25 protein-coding genes, 1 tRNA gene and 1 riboswitch are annotated in these 26,408 nt (G+C 50.3%); of the genes, 4 read left to right on the plus strand and 22 right to left on the minus strand.

Features of this window, described 5'->3' with window-relative positions; translation table 11 throughout:
- Positions 1 to 19: 19 nt before the first annotated feature.
- The 5 genes from OCH80_RS03870 to OCH80_RS03890 form a co-directional block, all read right to left on the minus strand.
- Complete coding sequence (locus OCH80_RS03870; protein WP_206987819.1) at positions 20 to 898, minus strand: PPK2 family polyphosphate kinase; 879 nt, start codon at positions 896 to 898, stop codon at positions 20 to 22.
- A gap of 139 nt (positions 899 to 1,037) precedes the next feature.
- Positions 1,038 to 2,312: a UDP-N-acetylglucosamine 1-carboxyvinyltransferase gene (locus tag OCH80_RS03875; RefSeq protein ID WP_154546799.1), complete on the minus strand. Its 1,275-nt coding sequence runs from the start codon at positions 2,310 to 2,312 to the stop codon at positions 1,038 to 1,040.
- 130 nt (positions 2,313 to 2,442) lie between these two features.
- Positions 2,443 to 4,062 (minus strand): CTP synthase, encoded by a 1,620-nt coding sequence (locus OCH80_RS03880; protein WP_154546798.1) that lies wholly within the window; start codon positions 4,060 to 4,062, stop codon positions 2,443 to 2,445.
- A gap of 122 nt (positions 4,063 to 4,184) precedes the next feature.
- Positions 4,185 to 4,778, minus strand: coding sequence for a DNA-directed RNA polymerase subunit delta (rpoE, locus tag OCH80_RS03885; RefSeq protein WP_404538001.1), 594 nt, complete (start codon positions 4,776 to 4,778; stop codon positions 4,185 to 4,187).
- A 45-nt stretch (positions 4,779 to 4,823) separates the two neighbouring features.
- Positions 4,824 to 5,225, minus strand: coding sequence for a DUF1934 domain-containing protein (locus tag OCH80_RS03890; protein ID WP_404538003.1), 402 nt, complete (start codon positions 5,223 to 5,225; stop codon positions 4,824 to 4,826).
- Between the two features lie 144 nt (positions 5,226 to 5,369).
- Between OCH80_RS03890 and OCH80_RS03895 the strand changes: the two genes are divergently transcribed.
- Positions 5,370 to 6,737 (plus strand): HD domain-containing protein, encoded by a 1,368-nt coding sequence (locus OCH80_RS03895; RefSeq protein ID WP_154546795.1) that lies wholly within the window; start codon positions 5,370 to 5,372, stop codon positions 6,735 to 6,737.
- A 61-nt stretch (positions 6,738 to 6,798) separates the two neighbouring features.
- Here the strand turns inward: OCH80_RS03895 and OCH80_RS03900 are convergent, their stop codons facing one another.
- The 13 genes from OCH80_RS03900 to trpS form a co-directional block, all read right to left on the minus strand.
- A complete protein-coding gene (locus OCH80_RS03900; RefSeq protein WP_154546794.1) occupies positions 6,799 to 7,779 on the minus strand; it encodes a ribose-phosphate diphosphokinase in 981 nt (326 codons plus the stop codon).
- A gap of 229 nt (positions 7,780 to 8,008) precedes the next feature.
- Entirely contained in the window at positions 8,009 to 9,112 is a 1,104-nt protein-coding gene (locus OCH80_RS03905; RefSeq protein WP_404538006.1) for a hypothetical protein, read from the minus strand.
- Positions 9,113 to 9,533: 421 nt separating this feature from the next.
- Positions 9,534 to 10,919 (minus strand): bifunctional UDP-N-acetylglucosamine diphosphorylase/glucosamine-1-phosphate N-acetyltransferase GlmU, encoded by a 1,386-nt coding sequence (glmU, locus tag OCH80_RS03910; RefSeq protein ID WP_404538008.1) that lies wholly within the window; start codon positions 10,917 to 10,919, stop codon positions 9,534 to 9,536.
- A 44-nt stretch (positions 10,920 to 10,963) separates the two neighbouring features.
- The gene (gene purR, locus OCH80_RS03915; protein WP_206987827.1) at positions 10,964 to 11,794 is read right to left on the minus strand and encodes a pur operon repressor; all 831 of its coding nucleotides are present in this window, start codon (positions 11,792 to 11,794) and stop codon (positions 10,964 to 10,966) included.
- A 105-nt stretch (positions 11,795 to 11,899) separates the two neighbouring features.
- Positions 11,900 to 12,151 (minus strand): Veg family protein, encoded by a 252-nt coding sequence (locus OCH80_RS03920; protein ID WP_404538011.1) that lies wholly within the window; start codon positions 12,149 to 12,151, stop codon positions 11,900 to 11,902.
- Positions 12,152 to 12,216: 65 nt separating this feature from the next.
- Complete coding sequence (gene rsmA, locus OCH80_RS03925; protein ID WP_404538013.1) at positions 12,217 to 13,113, minus strand: 16S rRNA (adenine(1518)-N(6)/adenine(1519)-N(6))-dimethyltransferase RsmA; 897 nt, start codon at positions 13,111 to 13,113, stop codon at positions 12,217 to 12,219.
- Positions 13,079 to 13,660, minus strand: coding sequence for a ribonuclease M5 (rnmV, locus tag OCH80_RS03930; protein ID WP_404538015.1), 582 nt, complete (start codon positions 13,658 to 13,660; stop codon positions 13,079 to 13,081). The genes rsmA and rnmV overlap by 35 nt, the downstream gene beginning before the upstream one ends.
- Positions 13,644 to 14,426, minus strand: coding sequence for a TatD family hydrolase (locus OCH80_RS03935; RefSeq protein WP_404538017.1), 783 nt, complete (start codon positions 14,424 to 14,426; stop codon positions 13,644 to 13,646). Before OCH80_RS03935 ends, rnmV begins: the two co-directional genes overlap by 17 nt.
- A complete protein-coding gene (gene metG, locus OCH80_RS03940) occupies positions 14,426 to 16,408 on the minus strand; it encodes a methionine--tRNA ligase (RefSeq protein ID WP_404538019.1) in 1,983 nt (660 codons plus the stop codon). Before metG ends, OCH80_RS03935 begins: the two co-directional genes overlap by 1 nt.
- Before the next feature lie 170 nt (positions 16,409 to 16,578).
- The gene (gene mgtA, locus OCH80_RS03945) at positions 16,579 to 19,275 is read right to left on the minus strand and encodes a magnesium-translocating P-type ATPase (protein ID WP_404538021.1); all 2,697 of its coding nucleotides are present in this window, start codon (positions 19,273 to 19,275) and stop codon (positions 16,579 to 16,581) included.
- A 101-nt stretch (positions 19,276 to 19,376) separates the two neighbouring features.
- Positions 19,377 to 19,540, minus strand: a riboswitch (M-box (ykoK) riboswitch).
- A 92-nt stretch (positions 19,541 to 19,632) separates the two neighbouring features.
- Positions 19,633 to 20,247 (minus strand): methanol dehydrogenase, encoded by a 615-nt coding sequence (locus OCH80_RS03950; protein WP_404538091.1) that lies wholly within the window; start codon positions 20,245 to 20,247, stop codon positions 19,633 to 19,635.
- Positions 20,228 to 20,710 (minus strand): deaminase, encoded by a 483-nt coding sequence (locus OCH80_RS03955; protein WP_154546784.1) that lies wholly within the window; start codon positions 20,708 to 20,710, stop codon positions 20,228 to 20,230. Before OCH80_RS03955 ends, OCH80_RS03950 begins: the two co-directional genes overlap by 20 nt.
- Positions 20,711 to 20,716: 6 nt before the next feature.
- Positions 20,717 to 21,742, minus strand: coding sequence for a tryptophan--tRNA ligase (gene trpS, locus OCH80_RS03960; protein ID WP_404538023.1), 1,026 nt, complete (start codon positions 21,740 to 21,742; stop codon positions 20,717 to 20,719).
- 244 nt (positions 21,743 to 21,986) lie between these two features.
- On the opposite strand from trpS, the gene OCH80_RS03965 reads away from it, so the two are divergent.
- Positions 21,987 to 22,057, plus strand: a tRNA-Gly gene (locus OCH80_RS03965).
- A 78-nt stretch (positions 22,058 to 22,135) separates the two neighbouring features.
- On the opposite strand, the gene OCH80_RS03970 is transcribed toward OCH80_RS03965, so the two are convergent.
- Positions 22,136 to 22,804 carry a CPBP family intramembrane glutamic endopeptidase gene (locus OCH80_RS03970; RefSeq protein ID WP_404538025.1) on the minus strand — a complete coding sequence of 223 codons (669 nt, stop codon included), beginning with the start codon at positions 22,802 to 22,804 and terminating at the stop codon, positions 22,136 to 22,138.
- Between the two features lie 307 nt (positions 22,805 to 23,111).
- Between OCH80_RS03970 and OCH80_RS03975 the strand changes: the two genes are divergently transcribed.
- Positions 23,112 to 23,837 (plus strand): metal ABC transporter ATP-binding protein, encoded by a 726-nt coding sequence (locus tag OCH80_RS03975; RefSeq protein WP_404538027.1) that lies wholly within the window; start codon positions 23,112 to 23,114, stop codon positions 23,835 to 23,837.
- Positions 23,818 to 24,618 carry an ABC transporter permease gene (locus OCH80_RS03980; RefSeq protein ID WP_404538030.1) on the plus strand — a complete coding sequence of 267 codons (801 nt, stop codon included), beginning with the start codon at positions 23,818 to 23,820 and terminating at the stop codon, positions 24,616 to 24,618. The genes OCH80_RS03975 and OCH80_RS03980 overlap by 20 nt, the downstream gene beginning before the upstream one ends.
- 123 nt (positions 24,619 to 24,741) lie before the next feature.
- Here OCH80_RS03980 and OCH80_RS03985 read toward each other — a convergent pair whose 3' ends face one another.
- From OCH80_RS03985 to OCH80_RS03995, 3 genes are all read right to left on the minus strand, one after another.
- Complete coding sequence (locus OCH80_RS03985; protein ID WP_003614028.1) at positions 24,742 to 24,993, minus strand: hypothetical protein; 252 nt, start codon at positions 24,991 to 24,993, stop codon at positions 24,742 to 24,744.
- Between the two features lie 186 nt (positions 24,994 to 25,179).
- Positions 25,180 to 25,467: a bacteriocin immunity protein gene (locus OCH80_RS03990; RefSeq protein WP_404538033.1), complete on the minus strand. Its 288-nt coding sequence runs from the start codon at positions 25,465 to 25,467 to the stop codon at positions 25,180 to 25,182.
- A 152-nt stretch (positions 25,468 to 25,619) separates the two neighbouring features.
- Positions 25,620 to 26,408, minus strand: coding sequence for a LytR/AlgR family response regulator transcription factor (locus OCH80_RS03995; protein WP_404538035.1), 789 nt, complete (start codon positions 26,406 to 26,408; stop codon positions 25,620 to 25,622).

Here is a 26,408-nt window from a genome sequence, read left to right on the forward strand (position 1 = left end):
CCCCCGAAAAAGCCAAAAACTAGAACTTCAATTCTTGAATGATCCGCTGCTTTTCTTCTGGAGCCAGAACCGGGTAATCTAGTGGCAGCTGGCTGATTGCCTGGGAAATAATGTTGGAGACCAGGTAGCGGGAATACCACTTGTCGTCAGCCGGGATCACGTACCAAGGGTTGGCCGGCGTTGCCGTATTGTTGATGGCTCTTTCATAGGCATCTTGGTATTGCGGCCAGAAGTCGCGCTCCTTAACGTCATTGGCTGAAAGCTTGTAGTTCTTCTTTTCCACCGCCAGCCGGCCCTTGAAGCGGGAAGCCTGCTCTTCCTTGGAAATGTTCAAGAAGAACTTGAGAATCAGGTAGCCTTGCCGGTTCAGATATTCCTCCCAGTAGCGGATGTCGCTGTAGCGCTGCTGCCAAAAGGCCTCCGTCACGTCCGCGGTCTTGACGATGCCCGGCAATTCCTGCTTCAAGACCAGTTCCGGGTGCACGCGCTGAACCAATACGTCTTCATAGTGGGACCGGTTGAACACGCCCAAATAGCCGCGCGGCGGCAGCTGCTTTTCTACCCGCCACAGGTAGTCGTGGGTCAATTCTTCACTGGTTGGCTGCTTGAAATTAGCCGTTTGAAAGCCGATCGGGTCTACCCCTTCAAAGACGTGGGTAATCATGCTGTCCTTGCCGCCGGCATCCATGGCCTGGAAGACGCACAAGACCGCGTACTTCTTATCGGCATACATCTTCTTTTGGGCCTTGCGGATGACTTTGGCGTTGGCCTGAACAGTCTTCTTGATCGCGGCCAGCTGGGCGCTGGAGTCGACCAAATGGGTCGGCAGGGTCTTCAAGCGCAGGTCAGGACCGGTAAACTTGACGTTTTCAGGCAATTCAAATGGCTTAAGCAACATCTATTTTTCCTCCTCATCTCAGCAAAAAGCGAAATATGCAATTAGTCTTCTTAATTTTAAAACAAAAGCCGGCAGCGGGAACAAAAAAAGCTGGATTTGCTCCAACTTTCCTTTTTTTATCGTTTTGCTTTTGTTCTTTTTACTTGTCAGGCACGTCGCGAATCTCGACGTCGGCCCCAATTTGGCGCAGCTTCTGCTCTACCCGGTCATAGCCCCGCAAAATGTTGCCGGCATTGTTGATGACGGTCTCGCCTTCAACCATCAAGCCCGTCAGCATCAAGCAGGCCCCGGCCCGGATTTCATCAGCATGCACCACCGCGGCGTGCAGCTGGCTGCCTGGATGAACCAAAATAATGTTGTCCACGACGTTGATCGAGGCCCCCATCTTCTGCAGCTCAGGCACGTGCCGATTCCGCTTCGGGTAGATCGGGTCAATGATGACCCCTTCGCCCGTCTTTGCGGTCAGCAGCAGCGGCGTGATCGGCTGCTGCAGGTCGGTCGCGAAGCCTGGGTAAGTGCCGGTGCGGACCTGGACCATCTTCAGTTCGCCGGCTGGGTAGACAAAGAGCGAGTCTTCATCAGTATCGATAACGACGCCCATTTCTTCCACCTTGGCCAAAAAGGCATCCAAGTGTTCCGCGATAATGTTGTGGATGCGAATGCCATTGCCGATGCAGGCGGCCATGGAAATATAGGTCCCGGCTTCAATCCGGTCAGGGATGATCGTGTGCGGCACTTTGGCTTCAAGACGCTCAACCCCGTCGATTCGGATGGTATCAGTCCCCGCCCCGCGGATCTTGGCCCCCATGTTGTTCAGGAAGGTTGCCAAGTCGATGATTTCCGGCTCCTTAGCGGCGTTTTCAATCACCGTCCGGCCACTGGCCGTTACGGAAGCCATGATGATGTTCATCGTGGCGCCAACTGAGGCCATCTTCAAATGGATATCGGCACCCTTCAGGCCTTCTTCAGGAGCCGTGATTACGATCTGTTCATTTTCATATCTAACGTCTGCACCCAGCGCTTGGAAACCCATAATGTGTTGGTCAATGGGACGCGGACCAATGTCGTCGCCGCCAGGGAAACCAACAATCGCTTTACCGAAACGACCAAGCAGAGCGCCCATAAAGTAGTATGAAGCGCGCAAACTCTTAATCTTCCCAGCAGGTAACGGGCTCATCTTGATCTCGGTTGGGTCGATGCGCAGCGTCATTTCGTGGAAATCACAGTGAACGTCCATTTCACTCAGCAAGTCCATCAAGTTGTCCACGTCAGCAATTCTTGGAACGGATTCCAAGGTTACCGGAGTACGGGACAAGATTGAGGCTGGAATCAGCGCAACCGTGGAGTTCTTCGCCCCACCAATCCAGATATCGCCCTGCAGGGGTTTCCCTCCGTGAATTATCATTTGCTTCATTTGGGAAAATAAGTCCTTTTCTTTGTTTATTGTCAAATTATCATAATAATGTTAATGGATATTCATTAAAAAAACAAGAGAAGAGATTAGCTCTTCCCTTGCAATCCTTTGTATTATTATCGTACAAAAATTAGAACTTGTCGACCTGCAAACCACTGGCTGCCCCAATAAAGCCCTTGAACAAGCCTTCTGGACGGTTAGGTCTGCTCAGGAATTCCGGGTGGTATTGGGCGGCGATGAAGAACTTCTTGTCGCTCAATTCGATAATTTCAACCAGGCGGTTGTCAGGTGAAACCCCGCTGAAGGTCATGCCGGCCTTTTCAAAGGCAGCCCGGTACTTGTTGTTGAACTCGTAGCGGTGACGGTGACGTTCTTGGATGACGTCCTGGTTGTCGTAGCAGGCGCGGGTCTTGCTGCCGGCCTTCAGCATGGCTGGGTAAAGGCCCAGACGCAAGGTGCCGCCGATCTTTTCCTGGTCGCGCTGGTCAGCCATCAAGTCAATGATGTTGTTTTCGCAGTCTGGCTCAGCTTCGGCAGAGTTGGCATCGTTGAGGTGCAGGACGTTGCGGGCGAATTCCACGCTGGCCATCTGCATCCCCAGGCAGATCCCAAAGAATGGCAGGTCATGCTCGCGCGCGTATTGGATGGCCAAAATCATGCCTTCAAGGCCGCGGGTCCCGAAACCGCCAGGCACGATCAAGCCTTGAGTGTCCTTGAGCAGGTCAGCAACATTGTCCTTGGTAATGTCTTCCGCCTGGATCTTTTCAACTTCGATCTTGGTGTTGTACAGGTAGCCGGCGTGCTGCAGGGCGTCAGTAACTGAGATGTAGGCATCTTCCAGTTCAACGTACTTGCCGACCAGGGTGATCTTGGTCTTGTGCTTCAGGTTCTTTGCCCGTTCATCCATCCGGCGCCATTCATCCATGTCAGCAACTGGCTTAGGACTGTCGATGTGCAGGAAGTCGACGATCTTTTGGTCAACGCCTTGTTCCTGGTATGACAGCGGCACGTCAAACAATGATGGCGCGTCAAGCGATTCAACGATGTAGTCGACTGGCACGTCGGTGAAGGTTGAGATCTTGTCCTTCATTTCCTGTGGAACTTCCATCTCTGAGCGCAGAACCAGCATGTTTGGCTGAATCCCGATTGACCGCAAAGTTGCTACTGACTGCTGGGTTGGCTTGGACTTCAGTTCCTTAGCCGCGCGCAGGTATGGCACGAAGGTCACGTGAACGTACATGACGTTTTCAGCCCCGACTTCCCGGCGCATTTGCCGGATGGCTTCCATGAATGGAGTTGATTCCATGTCGCCAACCGTACCGCCGATTTCGGAAATAACGACGTCGGTGTCAGTCATTTGGGCTGCCCGCATCACCTTTTCCTTGATCATGTTGGTTACGTGCGGAATCACTTGCACAGTGCCGCCGTGGTAGTCGCCGCGGCGCTCGCGCATCAGGACCTCTTGGTAGATCTTACCGGTCGTGACGTTGGAGTACTTGCTGGTTCTAACGTCGACCAGTCTTTCATAGTGGCCCAAGTCAAGGTCAGCTTCAGTACCGTCATCGGTGACGAAGACTTCACCGTGCTGGTATGGGTTCATCGTCCCTGGGTCGATGTTGATGTATGGGTCAAACTTTTGCATGGTGACCTTCAGGCCCCGGTTTTTAAGCAACCGGCCAATGCTTGACGCCGTGATCCCCTTCCCCAGTGATGAAACAACGCCACCTGTCACAAAGATATATTTTGTCATTGAGCTCTCCTTTGAAAAAAATAAAAAGCTCCCTTGGTCAGGGAGCTAAACGCACATAGGGTGCCCAAGCAAAATATTAGCGGCTTTTGCCATTTAAGTCAAGGGCCAACCCCAATAATTAATTATTCGTCGCTGTCGTCTTCGTCGTCCATGTCATCGTCAAGCTGGGACAATTGGCCTTCAATTCCGTCTGGCAGTGAGTCTTCGTCTTCATCATCGCTGTCATCGTCGTAATCACTGTAGTCGTCATCGTAATTGTCGTCGGAACTGTCGTCATCGTCGTCAGTGTCATCGTCATCGTCGACGCTGTCCATGTCTTCGTCTTCAGGGTCGTCGTTTTCGTAGTCGATCACGTCGTCGCCTTCAGTCGTTGCCAAGAAGGCGTTGACCTTCTTGTGGTGCTTGCGGGTTGAGGCTTCATCACCATCGTCTTCTGGGTGGTCGACTTCTTCGTCGATCGCCTCGTACTTGAACCAGGTCCGCAGCGCCCACACGTTTTCACCCATGGAAATAAAGCGGCCATCGGTGTTCATGTCCGTGTAAAATTGTGGCAAGCGTTCGCGAATTTCTTCATCACTCTTGTGCAAGTATTGTTGTACTTCGTTTACGATATCGGCAAAAGCCATTCTTTCGCCATGATCTTCCAAAATTGCGTGCGCAACTTCAATCATTGATAATTCGTTGCGATCTACGTCTTTAAAATCAGCTAATCCCACAGTTGAGCGTCCTCTCTATTTAATCTTATCTATTTTACACGTCATTTAAGCAAAAATCAACGAGACGGCATAACTACCAATTAAGTCTACACCACTAAACAGGTCATATTCAACTTCAAGTTGCTGGCCAGCGGCAATTTCTTTGAATTCCAGCCGCTTGGTCTCAGACATCAGATCCATTTGCCGGCCCTGGACGACGTACTTGCACTGACCTTTCTCGCCCAAGATAAAGTGCATCTGGGAGAAGTTGGCCCGATCGCTCCCCCGGCGGATCAGCAGCTCCTGCTCCTTGACGAGCATCTTGACCGGTACGTTTTCCGTCTCATAAAAAATCCGCTTGATGGCCCCGTCTTCGCGCAGCTCCCCGTCTGCCTCCTGGCGGATAGTCTCAGTTTGGTCCGCTTGGGTAATCTTGCTGGTTAAGTTGATCTTGACTTTCTTACTCATATTTCACTAACTTTCGCGCTTTAATCAAATAGTCCCTTCAGCAGGCTGGAGGGTCTTTTGCTATAATTTTAGATAGCATATTCCTGAACATATTTTAATATGTTTTTGGAAAAATAAAAACAATTAAGAATGGAGGATCCTGTTTTGCCTAAATTTACCAGTCCAAAGTTGGCCCGTGAAGTCGTCGTCCGCGACCCGGTCCACGGCTACATCCATCTTGAAACCCAAGTGGTTCTGGACGTCGTCCGGTCCAAAGAATTCCAGCGGATGCGCCGGATCAAGCAGCTGGGGCCAACGGCGTTCGTTTTCCCCGGGGCAACCCACACCCGTTTTGAACACAATCTGGGCGTTTATGAACTAGCCCGCCGCATTTCCAACCTGTTTACGGACAAGTATCCGTCCCAGGTGCCTGGCGATGGACTGTGGAACAGCGATGAGAACCTCCTGGTCCAATGTGCCGGCCTCTTGCATGACATCGGCCACGGTCCTTACTCTCACACCTTTGAGCACCTTTTTGGCACCAACCATGAAAAAATTGGCCAGATGATCATCACCGACCCCTCCACCGAGGTCAACCAAGCCCTGCGGCAGGTCTCGCCCAGCTTCCCTGAAGCCGTGGCCAGCGTAATCGCCAAGACCTACAACAACCCCCAGGTCGTCAAGATGATCTCCAGCCAGGCTGACGCTGACCGGATGGACTACCTGCTTAGAGACGCCTACTTCACCGGGGCCTCATACGGGGAATTCGACCTTGACCGGGTCTTCCGGGTCATTCGTCCATATAAGGACGGGATCTGCTTTACGGCTAACGGGATGCATGCCGTTGAAGACTATATCGTCTCCCGCTACCAAATGTACCAGCAGATTTACTACCACCGGGTCAACCGGTCCATGGAAGTCATCCTCCACCACCTTTTGGAAAGAGCCCAGCTGCTCTACCAAAAAGGCGAGCTGGAAGTCACTCCCAGCCTGGCGCATTTTTTGGCAGGCGACTGGACCTTGGACGACTACCTTAAAATGGACGACGGGGTCATGGAGACCAACTTCTCCATGTGGACCCAGTCCAAGGACCCGATTTTAGCCGACCTGGCCAGCCGCTACCTTTTCCGCAAGCCCCTGGCCAGCGTCAAGATCGACGAGGAAAGCAAGGGCCTGATCCCCAAGCTCAAGCGCCTGATCAAGCAGGCAGGCTTCAACCCGGACTATTACACCGACGTCAACTCTGCTTATGATGAGCCATATGACGCCTACAAGCCAACGGGCAAGAACGCCAACAGCCAGATTGAGATCATGCAGGACGACGGCTCCTTGATTGAGCTTTCCCACCTCAGCCCCCTGGTCAAGGCCTTAAACGGGACCTTGCAGGGCGACGAGCGCTTCTTCTTCCCGACGGCCATGCTCAGCCGCGGGGATGAGACCCAGCTTTTTGACGCGATCTACGAGGAATTCCAGAAGTACATCAAGAATGGTTCCCTGCACTACCTGCGCCGGCCAAGCAAGAAAAACAAATAAAAGAAAAACTACCAAGTTCTATGAAACTTGGTAGTTTTTTAGACTCTGAAAGCTGAAAAGCTTATTGGTCCTTGTACTTGTTGGCGTCGTAACGCGTGTCGAACAACGGGCTCATTGCCTTGTGTTCCAAGATCAGCTTGATGGCATCGCCCATCAAAGGTCCAACTGAAACCAAAGTCATCTTGTCCAGGTTCTTTTCGGCTGGCTGCTGAATTGAGTCGGTCAAAACAAGGCGCTTGATTACTGAGTTGTTCAAGCGGTCGATCGCTGGGCCGGACAAAACGGCGTGAGTCGCGCAAGCGTAGACTTCGGTTGCACCGGCATCCTTCAAGGCTTGGGCAGCCAAGGTGATGGTGCCGGCAGTATCGATCATGTCGTCGATCAGGATCGCGCGCTTGCCCTTAACGTCACCGATGATGTTCATGACTTCAGCAACGTTGGCGCGTGGACGGCGCTTGTCAACGATGGCAATTGGCGTGCCAAGGAATTCAGCCAGCTTGCGGGCACGGGTAACGCCACCGTGGTCTGGTGAAACGACAACCGCGTCTTCTTCCAAGTGGTTGCTCAGGAAGTAGTCAGCCAAAAGCGGCGCGCCCATCAAGTTGTCGACAGGGATGTCGAAGAAGCCTTGAATTTGTGGAGCGTGCAGGTCCAATGACAGCACGCGGTCAGCCCCGGCGGTTTGAATCATGTCGGCAACGAGCTTGGCAGTGATTGGTTCACGGGCACGGGTCTTGCGGTCTTGACGAGCGTAGCCGTAGTATGGCAGCACGATGTTGACTGAAGCCGCGCTGGCCCGGCGAACGGCGTCGATCATGATCAAGAGTTCCATCAAGTTGTCGTTGACTGGAGCACTGGTTGATTGAATCAAGAATACGTCCTTGCCACGAACTGAGTCGTCAATGTTGACTTGGATTTCGCCGTCACTGAAGCGAACAACGCTTGAAGTTGACAGCTTCACACCCATGCGCTTGGCGATTCTTTCAGCCAATGGCTTGTTTGAATTAAGAGCAAAAAGCTTGATATTGTCCTTGTAAGACATAATTTCCTCCGAAAAAAACAGCATTTACCAACTTCTATTTTAACAAAGTCCAGCATTCTTTTGTTGGAAAAAAGCCATTTGTGTTCAGTTTTTAAGCAAAAAATTTCCCTCTTCCCGCCTTTGCCATGGCCAAAAAGCAGGAAAGGCTTTTATTTTTGGCATGGATAGAATAAAACGTCTGTTTTCGGGCATCAAAAAAGCCTTGACTCGCGTCAAAGCTTTTCTTGGATTACTTAGTCTTGGTTACCGTAACGTCTGAAGCCTTCAAGTAAGCGTCGTTGCCGATGTAGTAGTACTTAGCGCCCTTGATAGTAACAGTCTTTACAACGTTGTAGCTAACGTTCTTGTAAGCTACAGTGCTGCTCCAGCCATTGTACTTGTAAGGCTTGGCCTTGGTGAACTTTGAACCGTTCTTGTGGTAGTAAGGAACAGTCTTCTTGGCTACCTTGACTGCTGCCACCGTCTTTGCTGCCTTCTTAGTTGAAGTCTTCTTTGATGAAGTCTTGCTTGATGACTTAGTTGAGGTCTTCTTTGATGAGGTAGTCTTCTTAGCTGCGGCCTTCTTTGATGAAGCTACCTTAACGTCTGAAGCCTTCAGGTAGGCGTTGTTGCCGATGTAGTAGTACTTGGCACCCTTGAGGGTCAATTCCTTGGAAACCTTGAAGGTAATGTTCTTGTAAGCTACAGTGCTAGTCCAGCCAGCGTACTTGTATGGGTTGGCCTTAGTGAACTTTGAGCCGTCTGCGTGGTAGAAAGGAGTAGTCTTCTTAGTTACCGTAACGGAAGTAACATTGGTTGCGGTACCAGCTGGGACAGCAGCTTTCTTAGCAGTGGCAGCCTTCTTAGTTGAAGTCTTCTTGGCTGCAGTCTTCTTTGATGAAGTCTTGCTTGCAGTCTTCTTTGATGATGACTTAGCTGAGGTCTTAGTTGAAGTGGCCTTCTTAGCCGCAGTCTTAGTTGAGGTCTTCTTTGATAATGAAGCAGCCTTAACAGTCTTGCTTGCAGTTACCTTAACGTCTGAAGCCTTCAAATAAGCATCGTTGCCGATGTAGTAATACTTAGCACCTTTGATAGTAACGGTCTTGATTACCTTGTAGTTTGCGCCCTTGCCAGTAGTAGCGCTGGAGTACTTGCCGTACTTGTAAGGCTTAGCCTTGGTGAACTTTGAGCCGTCCTTGTGGTAGTAAGGAGCAGTCTTCTTAGTGACCGTAACGGCAGTTGCTTGAGTCGCAGCCAGAGTCACGCTAGCGTTTTCAGCAGCCAAAACTGCTGGAGCAGCCATGCCCAAAGCCAGTGATGCAGAAACAAGTGCAATCTTCTTTGTAAGTTTCATTGAAAAATACCTCTCTTCGTATGTCTGAAATACAACACCCTTACTTCTGTTCGATTATACACCTCGAGACTAAAAAATAGTTGTTAAAGTTTAAAAAAGAAACAATAAATCTTTCTTAAGCATTGTAAGCGAATACACCATCTTGAGAAAATTAATTTTTCCGTCCTTTTGTAATCGTTTTGCAACAAGCGCTTTTAACCAAAATAGATTAATCAGACTTTGAACAAGTCGAAGCAGATCGCTCCTGAGTTTGTAAAAAAAGATTTGGACCTTGGCCGCAGTAGTTTTGAAACGAAACGCGTGATTTTGGCTTGGTTGGGGATTATTACGAAAAAAACGGTCTTCCGTGACTGTCAGTCACAGGAAGACCGTTATTGTATCGATCCATAAATTACTATGGATCATCTTCACTTTAAATAAATTATTTCCAGTCGTCAGACTCAGAAAGCGGCAGCTTGTGCCAGTAGTCTTCCTTGTTGACTTGACGGCCGCGGGCGATGGCCATTTCATAGCGGCCAACGTCCTTGGTAATCGTTGAGTCAGCGGCCACAAACGCATGGTCAGCCACGTTGATTGGCGCGATCAAAGTTGAGCCGGCACCGATGAAGGCCTTGTCGCCAACATTGGTGTGGAACTTCTTGACCCCGTCAAAGTTGGAGAAGATGGTCCCGCAGCCAACGTTGATGTCCTTGCCCAAGGTAGCGTCGCCAACGTAAGTCAGGTGGCCCACCTTGGTGTTTTCGCCGATTTCAGCCTTCTTGACTTCAACGAAGTTGCCTAGGTGCGCGCCCTTGCGGATCACTGCCTTTGGCCGCAGGTGGGAGTTAGGGCCAATGTCAGTGTTGTCGTCCATTTGGGCTTCTTCCAGAGTTGATGAGGTAACGGTTACCCCATTGCCAATCTTGCTGTCAATAATCCGGGAACCGGAAGTGATCAGGCAGTCTGAACCGATCTCGGTGTTGCCCTTGATGGTTACGCAGCCTTCAATCACCGTGTCGTTGCCAATCTTGACGCCAGCGTCAATGTAGGCCGTGGCTGGATCAATAAAGGTTACCCCGTCTTCCATGTGCTTCTTGTTGATGCGGGCTTGCATGATCCGCGTAGCTTCTGCCAAGGCTACCCGGTCGTTGACGCCAAGGCTTTCGCTGAAGTCCGGCATCTTGTAGGCACCGACCTTATCGCCTTGCTTGCGCAGAATTTCAATGACATCAGTAATGTAGTATTCGCCTTGGGCGTTGTCATTGCCGATCTGCTTCAGGGCTTCCCACAGTTTCTTGTTGTCAAAGCAGAAAACGCCAGTGTTGATTTCCTTGACCTTGAGCTCTTCAGGATTGCCGTCCTTTTGCTCAACGATCCGCAGCACGTTGCCTTGGTCGTCTCTGATGATTCTGCCATAGCCAAATGGGTTTGGCGCTTCAGCAGTCAAGACGGTCGCGGCGTTGCCTTCTTCTTCATGGTAGGCAAACAGCTTGGCAAAAGTCTCGCTGGTAAAAAGCGGCGTGTCGCCAGTTACGACCAGAGTTGCCCCATCCAGTCCTTCCAATTGGGCTTGAGCCTGCATTACGGCATGCCCCGTCCCCAATTGCTGTTCCTGGAAGGCAAATTCAGACTTGCCTTTCAGCACCTTTTCCACGTCTTCAGCTCCATGGCCAACGATGGTCACGATCTTTTCCGGCTTCAAAGCGCTGGCCGCGCCAACGACATGTTCCACCATGGTCTTGCCGCAGACCTTGTGCAAAACCTTGTACAGCTTTGATTTCATTCTGGTGCCCTTGCCGGCAGCCAAAACTACAACGTATTTTTCCATGATAAATAACCTTCTAAATCAATAAACTCAACCTATTGTAACATTTAGAAGCGGTCAAAGTCAGTTCTAGTCAAAAAGTTCCCAGGTTCAGCGACGATTGATTCCTTTTCGCTGTCAATTTCGTCGATATTGATCAAAGAAACGTAGTCCTTGATCTTGCGGTCGGCTTCGTATTCAGTCTCGCAAAGCACGCAGACGCCGGCGACCTTGCAGTTGAATTCCTTAACCAATTGCCGCATCCCGTCCAAAGTGCCGCCGCCCTTCATGAAGTCGTCCACAATCAGAACGTTCGTATCTTTTTGCAAGGCCCGGGTTGGCAGCTCCATCTTGGCCACGCGTGAAGTTGAAGAAGACATGTAGTTGACGGAAACGGTTGCCCCTTCCGTAACCTTTGACCGCTTGCGGGCCGTTACGGCTGGGACGTTTAAGTAGGCAGCAACGGCATTGGCCAAAGAAATCCCCTTGGTTTCCACCGTCATGACCGCCTCAATGTCTGAGTAAGCGTAGCGGGAGGCAATCAGCTTCCCAATCATGCCCAAGTCCTGCGGGCCACCCAAGACGTCGGACAAGTACACGAAGCCGCCAGGCAGAATCCGGCTGGGGTCTTGAATCCGGCTGGCCAGGTCCTTTAAGTACTTCTCAGCTGGCTTGCGACCCAGGAATGGAATGTAGCGCACCCCTCCTGCCGCGCCGGCGACCGTCTCCAAGATGCCGTCTTCGTTTGCCGCGAGGGTATGCTTCAAGATGGCCAGGTCTTCGGAGATTGAGGACTTGGCGGCCCCATAGCGCTTAGCAAAGAAAGGCAGAGCAATCAGAGTATGTGGCCGTTCCATCAAAAACTTGGTCATGTCTACTAATCTTTCTGAACGTTTCATTCTGTTTCCTTCCTAATGTCTGTTTTTGTACTTATACTAATATACTCTAAAGGGCAAAAAAAAGCACTAACATTTTTCAGAAATGTTAGTGCAAAAATTCGGCTTTTACTCAGTCGCTGCTTCATCATCGAATTCGATCAAGATATTCTTGGTCAAAACGTCCGTATAGCTGTATGAAGCATGCTCGAAGTTGTTGCTGTCCTGATCCAGTGCAACTACGAATACGGCTGGAAAGGTGTTTTTCAAAATGCCCCGTCTTCTGGTGACCTTCTTGCGGCCCGCTTGGGCAACAATCGTCAGTTCTTCACCAAGGTGGGCGTCCAACTTTTGCTTAATAGTTTGAATAGTTACTGGCAATTAATGACACTCCTTTGAGTCCATTAAAGCATATTTCACAAGCAAAAGCAAGACTATTAATACATTTATTTAGATAAACGGGAAATTTCCTCATTTATTTTTATAAAAGTTGCGATCGGCAGCTGCTCCGGCCGGGTCTTGGGATCCAAATCCAGGTCCGTGAACAGCTGGTCTCTTTGCCCCTTGTCTGGCAACAGGTTCTTCAAGTTGTTGTTTAAGGTCTTTCTTCTTTGGGAGAAGCACATCTTGACGACCCAGTTGAAGTGCTTGCGGTCGCCGACATCGGCCCGCTCGGCCTCTTTAAGCGGCGTCAAGACGACTACGGCTGAATCAACCTTCGGAGCCGGCATAAAGGAGCGGTGGTCCACTTCCAGGGCCAGGTTGACCCGCATTTGGGTCTGCACGACAATGGTCAATGGACCGTAGGCCTTAGAGCCAGGCTCAGCTGCCAGCCGCTCAGCGACTTCCTTTTGCATCATCAGGGTCAAGCTGGTGAAATTCAGGTCGGACTCGATCAAGTTGAAGATGATCGGAGTCGTGATGTAATAAGGCAGGTTGGCCACAACCTTGACTGGCTTGGCTGGGTCAAAGAAGCCGGCCAGGTCTTCGGCAAAGTTGGCCTTCAAGACGTCCTTCAAGACGATCTTGAAACGGTCAGCCAAAGCTTCCCCGGCAATCTTTTGCGGCAGCTCATTGTGGAGAATTTCCGGCAGGCTGTCGTCGACTTCATAGGCAAAAACCTTCCCGCCCGCCAAAAGCAGCTGCTCGGTCAAAGACCCGATCCCCGGTCCGATTTCAATCACCTGGTCGCCGGGCTCAATGCCAGCGGCTTCCACGATCCCCTGGACGGCATCCAGGTCGACCAGGAAGTTCTGGCCAAGGTTCTTCTTGGCGTGGACGAAGTAGCGGTTGACGATCGCGGCCGTTCTAACGGGCGTCGCGATTGGAATCTGATTGGACATTTTCTGCCTCCTTTACTGCCCGCGCTAGTTGCTGGTAGCTGATGCCATAGGTCCGCAGGCGCTCATAAAACCTTTTTGAATTGGCATAGCCGATCCCGAGCTTGATCCCGACGGCTTCGCGGAGCTTGCGCGAAGTCTTGCCCAAAGCCAGGCCCAGGTCGATATAGTCGCTGTAGTCAAAATCAGGCTCAGCCGCCTCCACGGCATGAAGCTCAGTCAAAGCGCGCTCCAGGGCCTCCTTTGAGGCATGCTCCACGCCCAGGCTGCCAGCCCCGGCCGGCTCCCCTTCCTTGCGGGTGATAAAGGCCTGCTTGGCATTAGGAACGGCTTCCGTGACGATCCGCCGAATCCGCTCCCCGTTGACGTCCGGGTCGGTAAAGACGATGATCTCCCGGGTCTGGGCCAATTTTTTCAGCTTTTCCAAAAAGACATCAGAAACGGCCGAGCCATTCGTCTCGACCGTCTCAATGCCTGGAAAAAACTGCTTCAAGCGAATTGTGTCGTCTTTGCCTTCCACGACAACGACGGCGTTAAAATTCTTCTGCATTTAATCCGTAAACCCTCATAGTATTTTCAAACGCAGCTTGGGCTGCCTCAGCCAGGCTGATCCCCTTGAGATCCGCAATGGCTTGGGCCACATAGCGGACGTAGCCTGGCTCGTTCTGGTGGCCGCGGTGCGGCACCGGCGTCAGGTATGGAGCGTCCGTTTCCACCATAAAGCGGTCCAGCGGCGCCATTTTGGCTGACTCATGCACTTCCTTGGCGTTCTTGAAGGAAACCACCCCTGAGAAGGACAAGGTCACGTCGTCCAAGCCCAGGAACTTTTCCGTCCATTCAGGGCCTCCGTTGTAGCTGTGCAAAACGGCCCCGTATTCCAGGTTGGCTTCCTTAAGAATCCGGTAGCAGTCCTCAAAGGCATCCCTGGTGTGGATGTTCACCGGCAAATGCAGGTCGCGGGCAACTTCAAGCTGCCGGGCAAAAACTGCCCGCTGCACGTCCCGGGGAGATTCATCCCAGTAATAGTCCAGGCCGATTTCGCCGATCGCGACCACCTGGTCATCCTGAGCCTGCTCAACCAGCAGGTCTTCGGCTGCCTGGTCGTAGTCCTTGGCGACGTCCGGGCAGTAGCCGATGATGGCCTTGACGTTTGGAAACTGGCGGGCCAGCCGCAGGGCGCCCAGGTTCATTTCCGGGTCTTGCCCCACGCAGTTCATCCCCACGACCTCCAGGTCACGGGCGCGGGCGACATAGTCTGCCTCCTTGCCGGCAAACGGCTTGTCGTTCAGGTGGGTATGGTTGTCGTAGATCTTCATTAGCCTAAGAGTGCCCCCAAAGGATGCTCATCGCCGACCAGAGCCAGCTTGATTTCCCCGTCCTTTTCACTGGACAAGAGCATGCCCTGGCTTTCATGGCCCAGCATCTTGCGTGGCTTCAGGTTGGTTACGGCCAACACCTTCTTGTCCAGCAGCTCAGCTGCATCTGGATAGAACTTGCGGATTCCAGACAGGATCTGGCGGGTATTGCCGTCGCCAAAGTCCAGGTGGAAGAGCAGCAGCTTGCTTGACCCTTGAACTGGCTCAACTGACAGAATCTTGCCAACTTGGATCTTGACCTTGTCGAAGTCGTCGATGGTGATCAGCTTTTCTTCAGACTTCTGTTCTCTTCTGGATTGCTTCTTTGGCTTGGCCTTCTTCATTTCTTCCTTGATGTAGGCCACTTCTACTTCGTTCTTCAAACGTGGGAAGATTGGGGTTGGCTTGGCAATAACGTTGCTGTCCCAAGCAAAATCACCAAATTCCAAAGTCTTTTGGCTGGCGTCATCCCAGTCCAGACCCAGCTGCGCGAACATCTTGGCCGGAGTTTCCGTCATGACTGGGGCAATCATGATCGCTACCAAACGCAGCGTTTCAGCCAGGTTGCTCATCACGCGTGACAATTCAGCGGCCTTGCCTTCCTTGTTCAGGACCCAAGGAGTGGTTTCGTCGATGTACTTGTTGGCACGTGAAATCAATTGCCAGACATTTTCCAAAGCGTTGGAGAAGTGCATGTGGTCCATGTTGTCGTAGTAGTCGCTGATCGCCTTGGCAGCTACGGCTTGCAGGTCAGCGCCAAACTTGTCCTGTTCTTGGTCTACAGGAGCCACGCGGCCGGCCTGGTATTGGTTGATCATTGACACCGTCCGGTTCAACAGGTTGCCCAGGTCGTTGGCCAGATCAAAATTGGTCCGTTCAACGAAGTCTTCCGGGGTGAAGGAGCCGTCAGCGCCAAATGGGATGGCCCGCATCAAGTAGTAGCGGACTGGGTCCAGGCCATAGCGGGAAATCAGTGATTCTGGGTAAACGGCGTTGCCCTTTGACTTGGACATCTTGTCCTTGTAGATCAAAACCCAGCCGTGGCCAAAGACCTGCTTAGGAAGCGGCAGATCCAAAGCCATCAGCATGATTGGCCAGTAGATGGTGTGGAAGCGCACGATTTCCTTGCCGACCAGGTGGACGTCAGCTGGCCAGTACTTCTTGAACAGGGAGTCGTCTTCTGAGCCATAGCCCAAAGCGGTGATATAGTTGGCCAAAGCGTCAATCCAGACGTAGATGACGTGCTTTGGATCGCTAGGTACCGGAATCCCCCAGTCAACCGTGGTTCTGGTGACTGACAAGTCTTCCAGGCCCGGCTTGATGAAGTTGTTGATCATTTCCTTTTCACGGGAGTTAGGCTGGATGAATTCTGGGTGGTCCTTGTAGTATTGGAGAAGCCGGTCAGCATACTTGCTCATTCTGAAGAAGTAGGATGGCTCCTTGACCAGCTGCACTTCGTGGCCAGATGGGGCAATCCCGCCGACAACGTTGCCCTTGTCGTCCTTGAAGACTTCCTTCAATTGGGATTCAGTGAAGTATTCCTCGTCTTCAACCGAGTACCAGCCCGTGTATTCGCCAAGGTAGATGTCGCCTTGCTTCAAGAGCTTTTCGAAGATCTTTTGCACGGCCTTGACGTGCTGCTCATCAGTAGTCCGGATGAACTTGTCGTAGTTGATGTCCAGCTTGCTCCAAAGGGCCTTGATGTCGCTGACCATGCCGTCCAGGTATTCCTTTGGCTTCATGCCCAGCTTTTCAGCCTTTTGTTCAATCTTCAAGCCATGCTCGTCGGTCCCGGTCAAAAAGAAAGTGTCGTAGCCACGTGACTTCTTGTAGCGCGTCATCGTGTCTGCGGCTACCGTAGTATAAGCGTTACCGATCGTCAATCTGCCTGATGGGTAGTAAATTGGCGTAGTGATATAAAAAGTTTTCTTATTTTCTGCCATTGTGGTTCTCCTAAAAAATTCTTACTCTCTATCATACACCAAAAGCAGGCGCTTAATAAAGCTGATTAGCTGAGAAAAGCCTTAAAGCCCGGCATTCAAAAAGCCATCGCTCACTCAAGTTGCGAGTGCCGATGGCTTTTTGTTTTTAATAGGAAAATTATCTTCTATATTTAAATCAGGAACTTCTGCTTCTTCATGTAGAAGTACTTGACGACCGTGGTCAAAAGCAGGTAGCAGACCAAGAGGCCAAAGACGATCCACAGGAACTGGGTTGAGATCGGGCCAAACTTCATGGCTCTGGCCACGCTGGAGAATGGCAGGTAGGTGCCAAACAAGGCGGCTCCGAAAGTCCCAACCATGACCGGCAACGAAGCCCGCTGCTGGATGAATGGCAGCTTTTCGTCACGCAGGGCGTGGATGACCATTTCCTGGGTCCACAGGGATTCAATGAACCAGCCCGTGTGGAAGATGGTGACGAAGGCCAGCTGACCGGCTGGTCCTAAGGAAGCATAGCTGCCGCCAACGATGGCCGGGCAGACAATGAAGTAAAGCAAGGCGAAAGTAATGACGTCAAAAATTGATGACGTTGGGCCAAAGTAGAACATGAACTTCGGCATGTTCTTGGTCGTCCATTCCCGCGGCACTTGCAGGTAGTTCTCTGAAACCCGGTCAAATGGCAAGGTCAGGCAGCTGGTCCCGTAGAGCAGGTCCAAAATCAGCAGCTGCAACGGCAGCATTGGCAGAAATGGCAGGAAGATTGAGGAAACCATGATCGACAAGATGTTCCCGAAGTTGGATGACAGGGTAATCTTGATGTACTTCATGGTGTTGGTCAAAGTCTTGCGGCCGATCCGGACGGCATGCTCCAAAACGGACAGGTCCTTTTGCAGCAGGATGATGTCAGCTGATTCCTTAGCAACATCGACCGCGGAATCAACTGAGATAGAGACGTCAGCCTGCTTCATAGCTGGCGCGTCGTTGATCCCATCGCCCATATAGCCAACGGTATGCCCGTTCTTTTGCAGGGTGGCGATAATCTTGGTCTTCCACTCTGGCGACAGCTTGACAAAAATATCGCACTGCTCAACGATCTTGGCCAGCTCTTCATCGCTCTTGCCGACCAGGTCCTTTTGGCTGTAGACCGTATCAATGTTCAAGCCGACCTTGAGGGCAACCGTCCGGGTAACGGCTTCGTTGTCCCCCGTCAGAATCTTGACGGTGATCCCGTCCTGGTGCAGGCTGTTCAAGGCCGCCTTGGCGCTTTCCTTAGGCGGATCAAGGAAGGTCAGGAAGCCGATGATGGTCAAGTTGCTTTCATCCTTGACCGTGAACTCGCCGACTGGCGATGGGTCAACCTTGTAGCCCAAGACAATCACCCGCATTCCGTCGTCGTTCATCTCATCGATGTCCTGCAGGATCTTCTGCTTGCGCTCATCAGTCAGCGGCAAGACTTTCCCGTCAAATTCCACGCTGCTTGAGCAGGCCAGCATTTCTTCCGCCGCCCCCTTGGTGACCAGGAGGTGCTCGCCGTGCTTTTGGTCGGAGTTGGCAACGACCACGCTCATCCGTCTTCTTCTGAAGTCAAATGGAATTTCATCAATCTTGTGGTAGTCGCGCTGGATTTCACTGACATCCAGCTCATTGTTGGCCGCGTCGATGACCGCGCTGTCGATCAAGTCCCGCATCCCCGTCTGGTAGTAGGCGTTCAGGTAGGCCATCTTCAACACGTGACTGGTTTCGCGCATATCCAGGTTGTAGTGGCGCTCCAGAATGACCTGCCCCTGGGTCAAGGTCCCGGTCTTGTCGGTACACAGAACGTCAGCAGAGCCGAAATTCTGGATGGAGTTCATCTTCTTGACGATCGTCTGGTGCTTGCCCATTTCCACGCTGCCCCGGACCAGGTTGGTGGTTACGATGACTGGCAGCATTTCCGGCGTCAGGCCCACGGCCGTAGCAATGGCAAAAATCAAGGCATCAGTCCAGTTGCCCTTGGTAAAGCCGTTGATGATGAAAACCAAAGGCGCGATGATCGCGGTCATGGTGATCAAGAGCTTGGAGATGTCCTTGATCCCAGTGTCAAAAGTGGTTTCCTTCATTTCCGTGTTGGCAATGTCGGCCGCCATCTTCCCGAACATGGTCCGGTTGCCAGTGGCAAAGACTACCCCGCGGCCTGACCCGGACACGATCGTAGTCCCTTCAAACAAGATGTTTGGATAGTCCAGGTAGTTGTCCAGCTTGTCTGAGGTTGGCACCACGTTGGCAATCTTTTCAACTGGCGTTGATTCCCCGTTCAGTGAGCTTGATGAGCAAAACAAGTCAGTGCTGGACAGCAGCTTCATGTCGGCTGGAACCATGTCCCCGGCGGCAACGTTGATAATGTCGCCAACGACCACGTCCTTGGTCGGCAATTCCTGGTCCTTGCCATCCCGGCGGATATTGGTGGTCACGGAGACCATCTTCATCAAGGATTCAACCGCGTTTGAAGTCCGCACGTTCTGAACAAAGGAAGTAATTCCGGAAATGAGCACCATGACGATCATGATGATGACCGTGCTCAGGTCCTTCTGACTGGCTGGGACCAGGATATAGTTGGTGAACAGCGACATGGTGGCCAGCACCAGCAAGACCAGGGTAAATGGCGTCAGAAAGGCTTCAGCCAGGAATTTGAGCTTGCTGTTGCTGTTGCTGTGGGCAATTTCATTGGAACCCGTTCTCTCCCGGATTTCATTCGCCTGCTCGGTCGTCAGACCGCTGCTGCTGGTATGGAGTTGGGCCAGGGTGACCGTTCTTCTTTCCAAAGCAATTCTCGCGACTTGCTTTGCGTCTTCACTCGCTGCTTTTGTCCCCTTTACGGTGGACTTAGTCATGTTGAGCATCTTTCTCCCCTTTCAAATCGCTACCGCAAACGAACAAAAAAGCCCCGCTTACACCAAACTGTAAGGGGGGCTTTGCCAAACAAGGCCTACGCGTCATCTACTAGTCGATCAGTTTTAACACTACGTGACGTAAGCACATGCTAGCTACCTGGAAAGTGCCTTATTTCGACAATTTCTATTTAACCCGTTGGCATCTCTGGATGTTTCTGGGCGATAGCGTGTGTTCACGTAGGAGTCTCACCTAACAGTTCATTTGCACTATATATTAATTTCTTCCACAGGAAACTATACACGCTCAAGTCAGCCTTGTAAACAGCTTTTTTAAAAATAAGCGTGTTTATTTTTAATCTATCTGCGCAGGCGTCTTTTGACCGTGAAGTGCCAGAAGGTCACCAAGCCAATGATGACGACCAGCAGGCCGACCATGATCGGGACGCGGAGGTCCGCTGGCTTGGTGACGCGGCTGATTTCATCCGCCGACAAGTCATACTCATCCTTTGGAAAATGAAAATGCTGGTCAACCAAGGTCACGCACATCTTGAACAGGTTCTGGATTCCCCGGTTGACGGTCAGCTTGCTGTCAGCCGCCAGGTCGCTTTCAACGCTGCGGAGCAAGTTGGCCCGCACCTGGGCAGTAAACTGGCTGTGCAAGTCGCTGCTCGAATAGATGTTGGCCTTCTTGGACCCGTCTTTTTGCACGTTGACGACGATATAGACGGTCTTTTGAGCATAGTTCAGCCCTGAAGGCTGGGTTTTCTTTGCATTGTCAAGCGTCTGCACGATCACGATCGGGTGCTGGCGGCTCTTTTGATACTTAGCATTCTTGCGGTTCACGATCTGCCGGGTGTCCTTGGTCAGGATGCCGGCATTGTCCTGGACGAAAAAGCTGCTGGCGCCCGTCAGCAAAGCCAGGACCAAGACCAGGGGCAAAGCGCGGACCAGCTTATTGATTGCCGTCTTCAAGCTTGTGCGCCAGCTCTTCGACGAATTGGCGGTCAATCTTAATCTGTTCATAAGGTACTCCACTGTCTTGCAACAACTGAATGGCAAGCGGACTGTCATGGTAATCATAGTAATAGTTGATCTTCTTGACTCCAGCCTGAACCAAGTGCTTGGTGCAGTTGTAGCAAGGGAAGTGGGTCACGAAGATTTCCGTGCCATTGGTGGAAACCCCATTTTTGGCGCAGGAAATCAGGCTGTTCATTTCCGAGTGGATGGTCCGGACGCAGTGACCGTCGACCAGCTGGTGGCCCACGTCATCGCAGTGGGGCTCACCGGACACGGAGCCGTTATAGCCGGTACTCAGGATCCGCTTGTCCTTGACCAGGACTGAGCCGACCATCGCCCGGTCGCAGGTTGACCGCTGGGCAATCACTAGCGCCTGCATCATAAAGTATTGATTCCATGGAATTCGCTTGCGTGCCATTTTTGTCTAGCCTCTGTTTTTGAAGTAATTGAAGCCGATCGCATCGCGGACTTCTTGCAAAGTCTCGTTCGCCACGGCGTTGGCCTTTTGTGAGCCCTCGTAAAGCATGTCGTAGACCGCGTCCGTGTCTTGGGCATATTTTGCCCGGCGCTCTCTGATCGGAGCCAGTTCAGCTTCCAAAACCTTGTTCAAGTAGCGCTTGATCTTGACGTCGCCCAAGCCGCCCTTTTGGTAGTCTTCCTTCAGCTGGGCTACCTTGTCCTTGTCTGGGTCAAAGACGTCAAGGTAGGTGAAGACGGTGTTGCCTTCAACCTGGCCTGGGTCTTCCACGTGGATGTGGTTAGGGTCAGTGTACATGGACATGACCTTCTTCTTGACCGTTTCCGCGTCATCTGCCAGGTAGATGCAGTTGCCCAAAGACTTGGACATCTTAGCGTTGCCATCAAGGCCAGGCAAGCGGCCTTGCCCCTTTGGCGGGAAGTAGCCCTTTGGCTCAACCAGGACGTCGACATTGTAGGTCCGGTTGAAAGTGCGGACGATTTCGCGGGCTTGTTCCAGCATTGGTTCCTGGTCATCGCCAACCGGCACCAGCGAAGCCTTGAAGGCAGTAATGTCGGCTGCTTGGGCAATTGGGTAGGTTACAAAGCCAACTGGCACGGAGTCGCCAAAATTCTTCTGCTTGATTTCCGTCTTTACGGTTGGGTTTCTTTCAAGCCGGGCCAAAGTAACCAAGTCCATGTAGTCCATGCTCAGCTCGAACAGCGCCGGAATTTGGGACTGGACGAAAATGGTGGACTTTTCCGGATCCAAGCCAACGGCCAGGTAGTCCAAGGCAACCTCGATCAGGGAGTTGCGGATCTTCTCTGGATTTCTGGCATTGTCAGTCAAGGCCTGGGTGTCAGCGATCATGATATATGGATCGTACTTGCCGGTATTCTGCAGCAAAACCCGGTTCTTCAAAGAGCCAATATAGTGGCCAATATGGAGCTTGCCGGTTGGCCGGTCGCCGGTCAAGATGATTTCTTTAGACATTAACGTATCCTTCCTTCACTCTTTTAACTTGCATTCATTCTTAATTGAACTGTCTGTCGATGTTATTTTTATTTTTTCGTAGATATTATTTTTATTTTAGCAAAAAGCGCTGGCAGATTAAATACTTGCCCGGACTGGCGAGGGGCTGAAACAAGACTTTTTGTCCTTTTTTCCGCTTTTTTGACAATTTTTTTGTAAAAAGCCTTTGCCAAACTAAAAATTAATGGTATACTAAAACCATCTTGCGGGTATAGTTTAATGGTAGAACGCTAGCTTCCCAAGCTGGAGATGAGGGTTCGATTCACTCTATCCGCTTTTTTTATACTCTAAATTAAAATAAGCAAAATAAGAGACGGCCAGATGCCGTCTCTTATTTTTTGTCTTTTTTCAAGATTAAACGACAACGGTGACCATCGTCAGCACCCCGTTAAGGGCCGCCAGGTAAATGGGCATCCAGATCGTCTGCGTGCTCAGGTAGCTCCAGGCAAAGAGCATCCCAAAGCAGACATTGCAGGCCAAAAAGGCCGGGGCAAACTGGAAGCTGAGGGCCGCGTAGAGCAAGCCGGAACACAAGATGCCCAGGTAGGCCACGCTCTTTTGCTCGGCGCGGAACCAGTAGTTGAACAAGAAGCCCGTGCACAAATACTCTTCCAAAACCGGCATGACCACGCCATTGGCCACCATCATGAACCAGTAGAGCAAAGCCGAGGCATGCGCCAGATAGGCGTTCTGCAAGGGCGATGCCGCCATGCCATGGTAGAGCTGCAGGTAGGAGACGCCAATCCTTCCCCCTGCCACCAGCAGGCTCAAAGTCACGGTCAGGCGGTAGCTGCTCAGCCAAGGCACGTTGAAGCGCGAGTCAAAGAAGCGCTGCTCACGGTTGTAGCGGTAGATGTAGAACAAGGTGCACATCGAAGCCACGATCACGAACAGGATGATGTTCCAAATGCTGATGGAGCTGCTCTTTATGGCCAGGTCGTCAACCAAGGCCGTAAAAATAAAAACTGCAAAATAGACCAGATAACGGATAATGTTACCCTCGCGTGATTGTGGCGTGTTCATCGTCTTCCGCTCTCCCTTCCGTGAAACATTTACAATTATTTTATTATAACAGAGAAAGCGGCTGGTTTTTGGTGATTTTCCGAATATTTTTCCTTACTGTTCCTTTACAATGTTTCATGCATTTTTCAATCTTCCTTCTCAGGCTAACAATCAGGTTCCCTAAGAAAAAAGTTAAATCTATCTTAAAATCACTATTGACACTCATTGATTTTCTTCCTAAAATGGACCACATATTGATTAATTTTTTATTAAAATCACCACATTAGTATTTAAAGTGAAAATCAATCTATTTTTCGAGGAACTAACAATGATTATTGCTGACAATTTAAATATTGGCTACAAGGATAAAATCGTCGTCCACGATTTATCTTTTACCCTAGATAAAGGAATGTTTGTCGCCTTGATCGGTGCTAATGGCGCTGGCAAGTCAACGCTGATCAACAGCTTGATTGGCGTTATTCCGCCAGTGTCAGGGCAAATCGCGTGGAAATTGCAGACGGACCGGACCAACCCATTCAATGACGTTGGCTTCAGCCCCCAAAGCCAGCTGATCGATTGGTATACCAGCGTTTATGACAACGTGTATCAAGGTCCGCTTTTGGCCGGGTTCAAGTTAAAAGACGCCAAAAAGGCAACCGTGCAAGCCTTAAGGCTCTTGGCCATCAGCGACTTGAGCTCCAAGCCGGTTGACCATATTTCTGGCGGCCAGCAGCAGCGGGTCCAAATTGCCCGGGAAATTGCCCGGAAGCCACAAGTCTACATCTTGGATGAACCAACGACTGGACTTGATGTTGAAACTTCGGAAAGTTTATTCACATATCTGAAGCAGAGAGTTGACGATGGCTGCATCGTGTTTACTTCTTCGCATGACCTGACTCTGCTAGAAAATTACGCGAGTCATGTCCTTTTTTTAGATGAGCATGAGCAAAAATACTTCGGCCCGCTTACTGGATTTTTGGATAGCGGTACGAGTTTGCGAGAAAAGTATCTTAATGAACGGAAAGCTGTAGAAAATGAATCCGCAAAATTTTAGAAATATTTCTTTGGGCATTCGCTCAATCAGAATCGTTGCCAACAATGAATGGCGGGCTTTCGTGCACAATAAAGGCCTGCTCTTGTCAATGTTTATGGAACCACTGATCACTTATGGCTTGCTGGTTATGGCCTTAAACCAAAATGTGGCCGCCGTGCACTATGAATCGCTGGTTTTGCCTTACAAGCAGTATGCGTTGACTGGCGTATTGACCTTCTTTATGACCACCCAGATGTCACAAGCAATGTACCGGGCAACAGTTGACAAAGAATACGGCTTACTGGCGATTAAATTCACGAATGGCGTTCAGCCCTGGCATTACTTGACGGGAATGAGCTTCTTTCCAATTGTTGGTCTTCTGTTTCAAAGCGCGGTCTTGATTATCCTCGGACTTGTCACGGGCGGCGTTTACAAGTTAGGCCTGCTGCTGTTGTCTTTACTGGTATTGATCGTTTCACTTGAATTCTGGTCTACGCTGGGAATCGTTTTGAGCACGCGGATTTCCTCTTATCAGCAGCGTGATATCATTATGACCTTGATTTTCTCGCCAGTTGCTTATGCCGCGCCAACGCTTTACGTTTTTAGCAATAATTCACCTCTGATTATTAAAATCTTGGCTTACGTCAATCCCCTGTCTTATCAGTTAAAGGCACTTAGAACCGTCGCCTTTGGCTTGTTTAACGTCAGCGATTTGCTAATCGCCCTGGCGCTTACGGTGCTTATGATTATTTTTGCCCAGATAATTTTACGTAGAATGCCATTAAGCCTGGCCGAAAGATAGTATGATTTCCCCTACAAAATTTGCTTCCTAATTTTAGAGGAAATTTTTCTAACCAAAAAATGCCGCCAAAGCAGAAACACTCTGCTTTAGCGGCATTTTGCCATTAGTTGCTATTTTTCTATTTTAGTCCATAATCGCGCAACTCATGGCAAAGTAGACCAGGCCCAGGCAGGAACAGAAAATGACGACTGGCCAGACAGCTTTAGCGACGTTTTTTTGCCGGATGCCACTGACAACCAGATAGATCACCAAGCCAAGCAAGGTTAAAAGGCCTAGAGCCACGATTAAGAGGTGGTGCCACAGCCAGAAAATCACACTGTTGCCGACAACAAGGAAAACACGTTCCCAAAATGGAAGGCGTGAAGCTTGGTACATAACGACGCCTCCTTAGAGATCAAATATCATACCTATTCTGCTTTAGTTGTGACAATTGTAGCACCAATCATGAGCAAAGCGTAGCGGTTTTTCACTTTTTGTCCAGAATAAATTAATAAGTGCTGTTGAAGAAGGAATACCAAGCTTCAGCAGCACTTATTTTAATATGATTAATTTTTCAGTAGATTACTTCAGAACTACGCCATTGGCGCCAACTGCAGAATAGCGGGCCAAGTCCAGTTGCAAGCTGATAACGGCCTTTGGCAGTTCGTTTTCAGCGAAGTTGGACCGCAATTGGGTGTCCAGGTTAGACGCAATTGAGCGGATTGATTCTGACTTTTCAGTCTTCTTAATAGCTGCTTCAATCAGCTTGCTCAAAGCTGCGTTTGCCTTGACTGCCGGGTCATTTGCGACAGTTTCCAACTGCTTCTTGAATGCTTCTTCTGCTTCATTTTCTTTCTTGTTAAACAACATCGTACAGCCTCCTATAAATGAAAAATTAAACAATATTTTTCGCTTACATTCTAGCACTGTTTGTAATTAGTGGAAGAGGAAAATTGATTCCCTAACAGCTCATTGCAATCTTACCCTTTTTAATCTTTAGTTGCAGAAAAGTACTTATCCGGTCAGTTTTTGGACTGATCCTGTTCTTCTTCCAGTGCTGCGATCTGCTTCTTCTTATCTCTCGAGAAGTAAACTATATCTCCGTTTGGAAAGGATACATATCTTTTAGCCAAATCTACGCTGACAACATTATCCGGATTGATTACGCATGACTGCGAAACCTTTAGCAAAAAATCATTTTCTTCATCCAGCTTAGAAATGTTGCTCTTAAATTCGCTGTCACCATTTGCCGCTACTAAATGAACTTTGTGTTGCATCGTGCTGTTTTCGATATAGTAAATTTCAGAAGCACTGACTCTTTGTAAATACCGGCCGCACTTGTAGCTAAAATACTGATGGTTTACGTGACTTAAAAGGTCCAGATTATCAAAGGCCGCTTGTAGAGTTTCCTTTAGCCGTTGCATAAAGGCGGCTGAGGGCAGTTCCTTGTTGATGTAATCAATTGCACCAATTCGCCGACGATAGGTCAATGGGGCGTATTTATCATACGCTGTCACAAAGATTATCTGCGCGTTGGGATCACGACTTCGAACAAACTCAGCCAAGTCAACGCCCGTCTTAATCCCCTTGTTCAATTCAATGTCTAAAAAATAAAGTGCATTAGTTGTTTCGTTAGCTACCAAATAGCCAGCCACCTCTTCAAAACTGTTGGCAACCAATGCTAATTCCACCTTGCTCTGCCGGTAATTTTCGTTGTCATCTGACAAATTCTCGCTGGCATAAACTATCCTTTGAGCAAGGCTTTCAGCCAAAGACGCATCGTCATCACACACGATAACCTTATATTCCAA

Source organism: Lactobacillus sp. 23-2 (genome assembly GCF_044902225.1).
GTDB classification, from domain to species: Bacteria; Bacillota; Bacilli; order Lactobacillales; family Lactobacillaceae; genus Lactobacillus; species Lactobacillus absianus.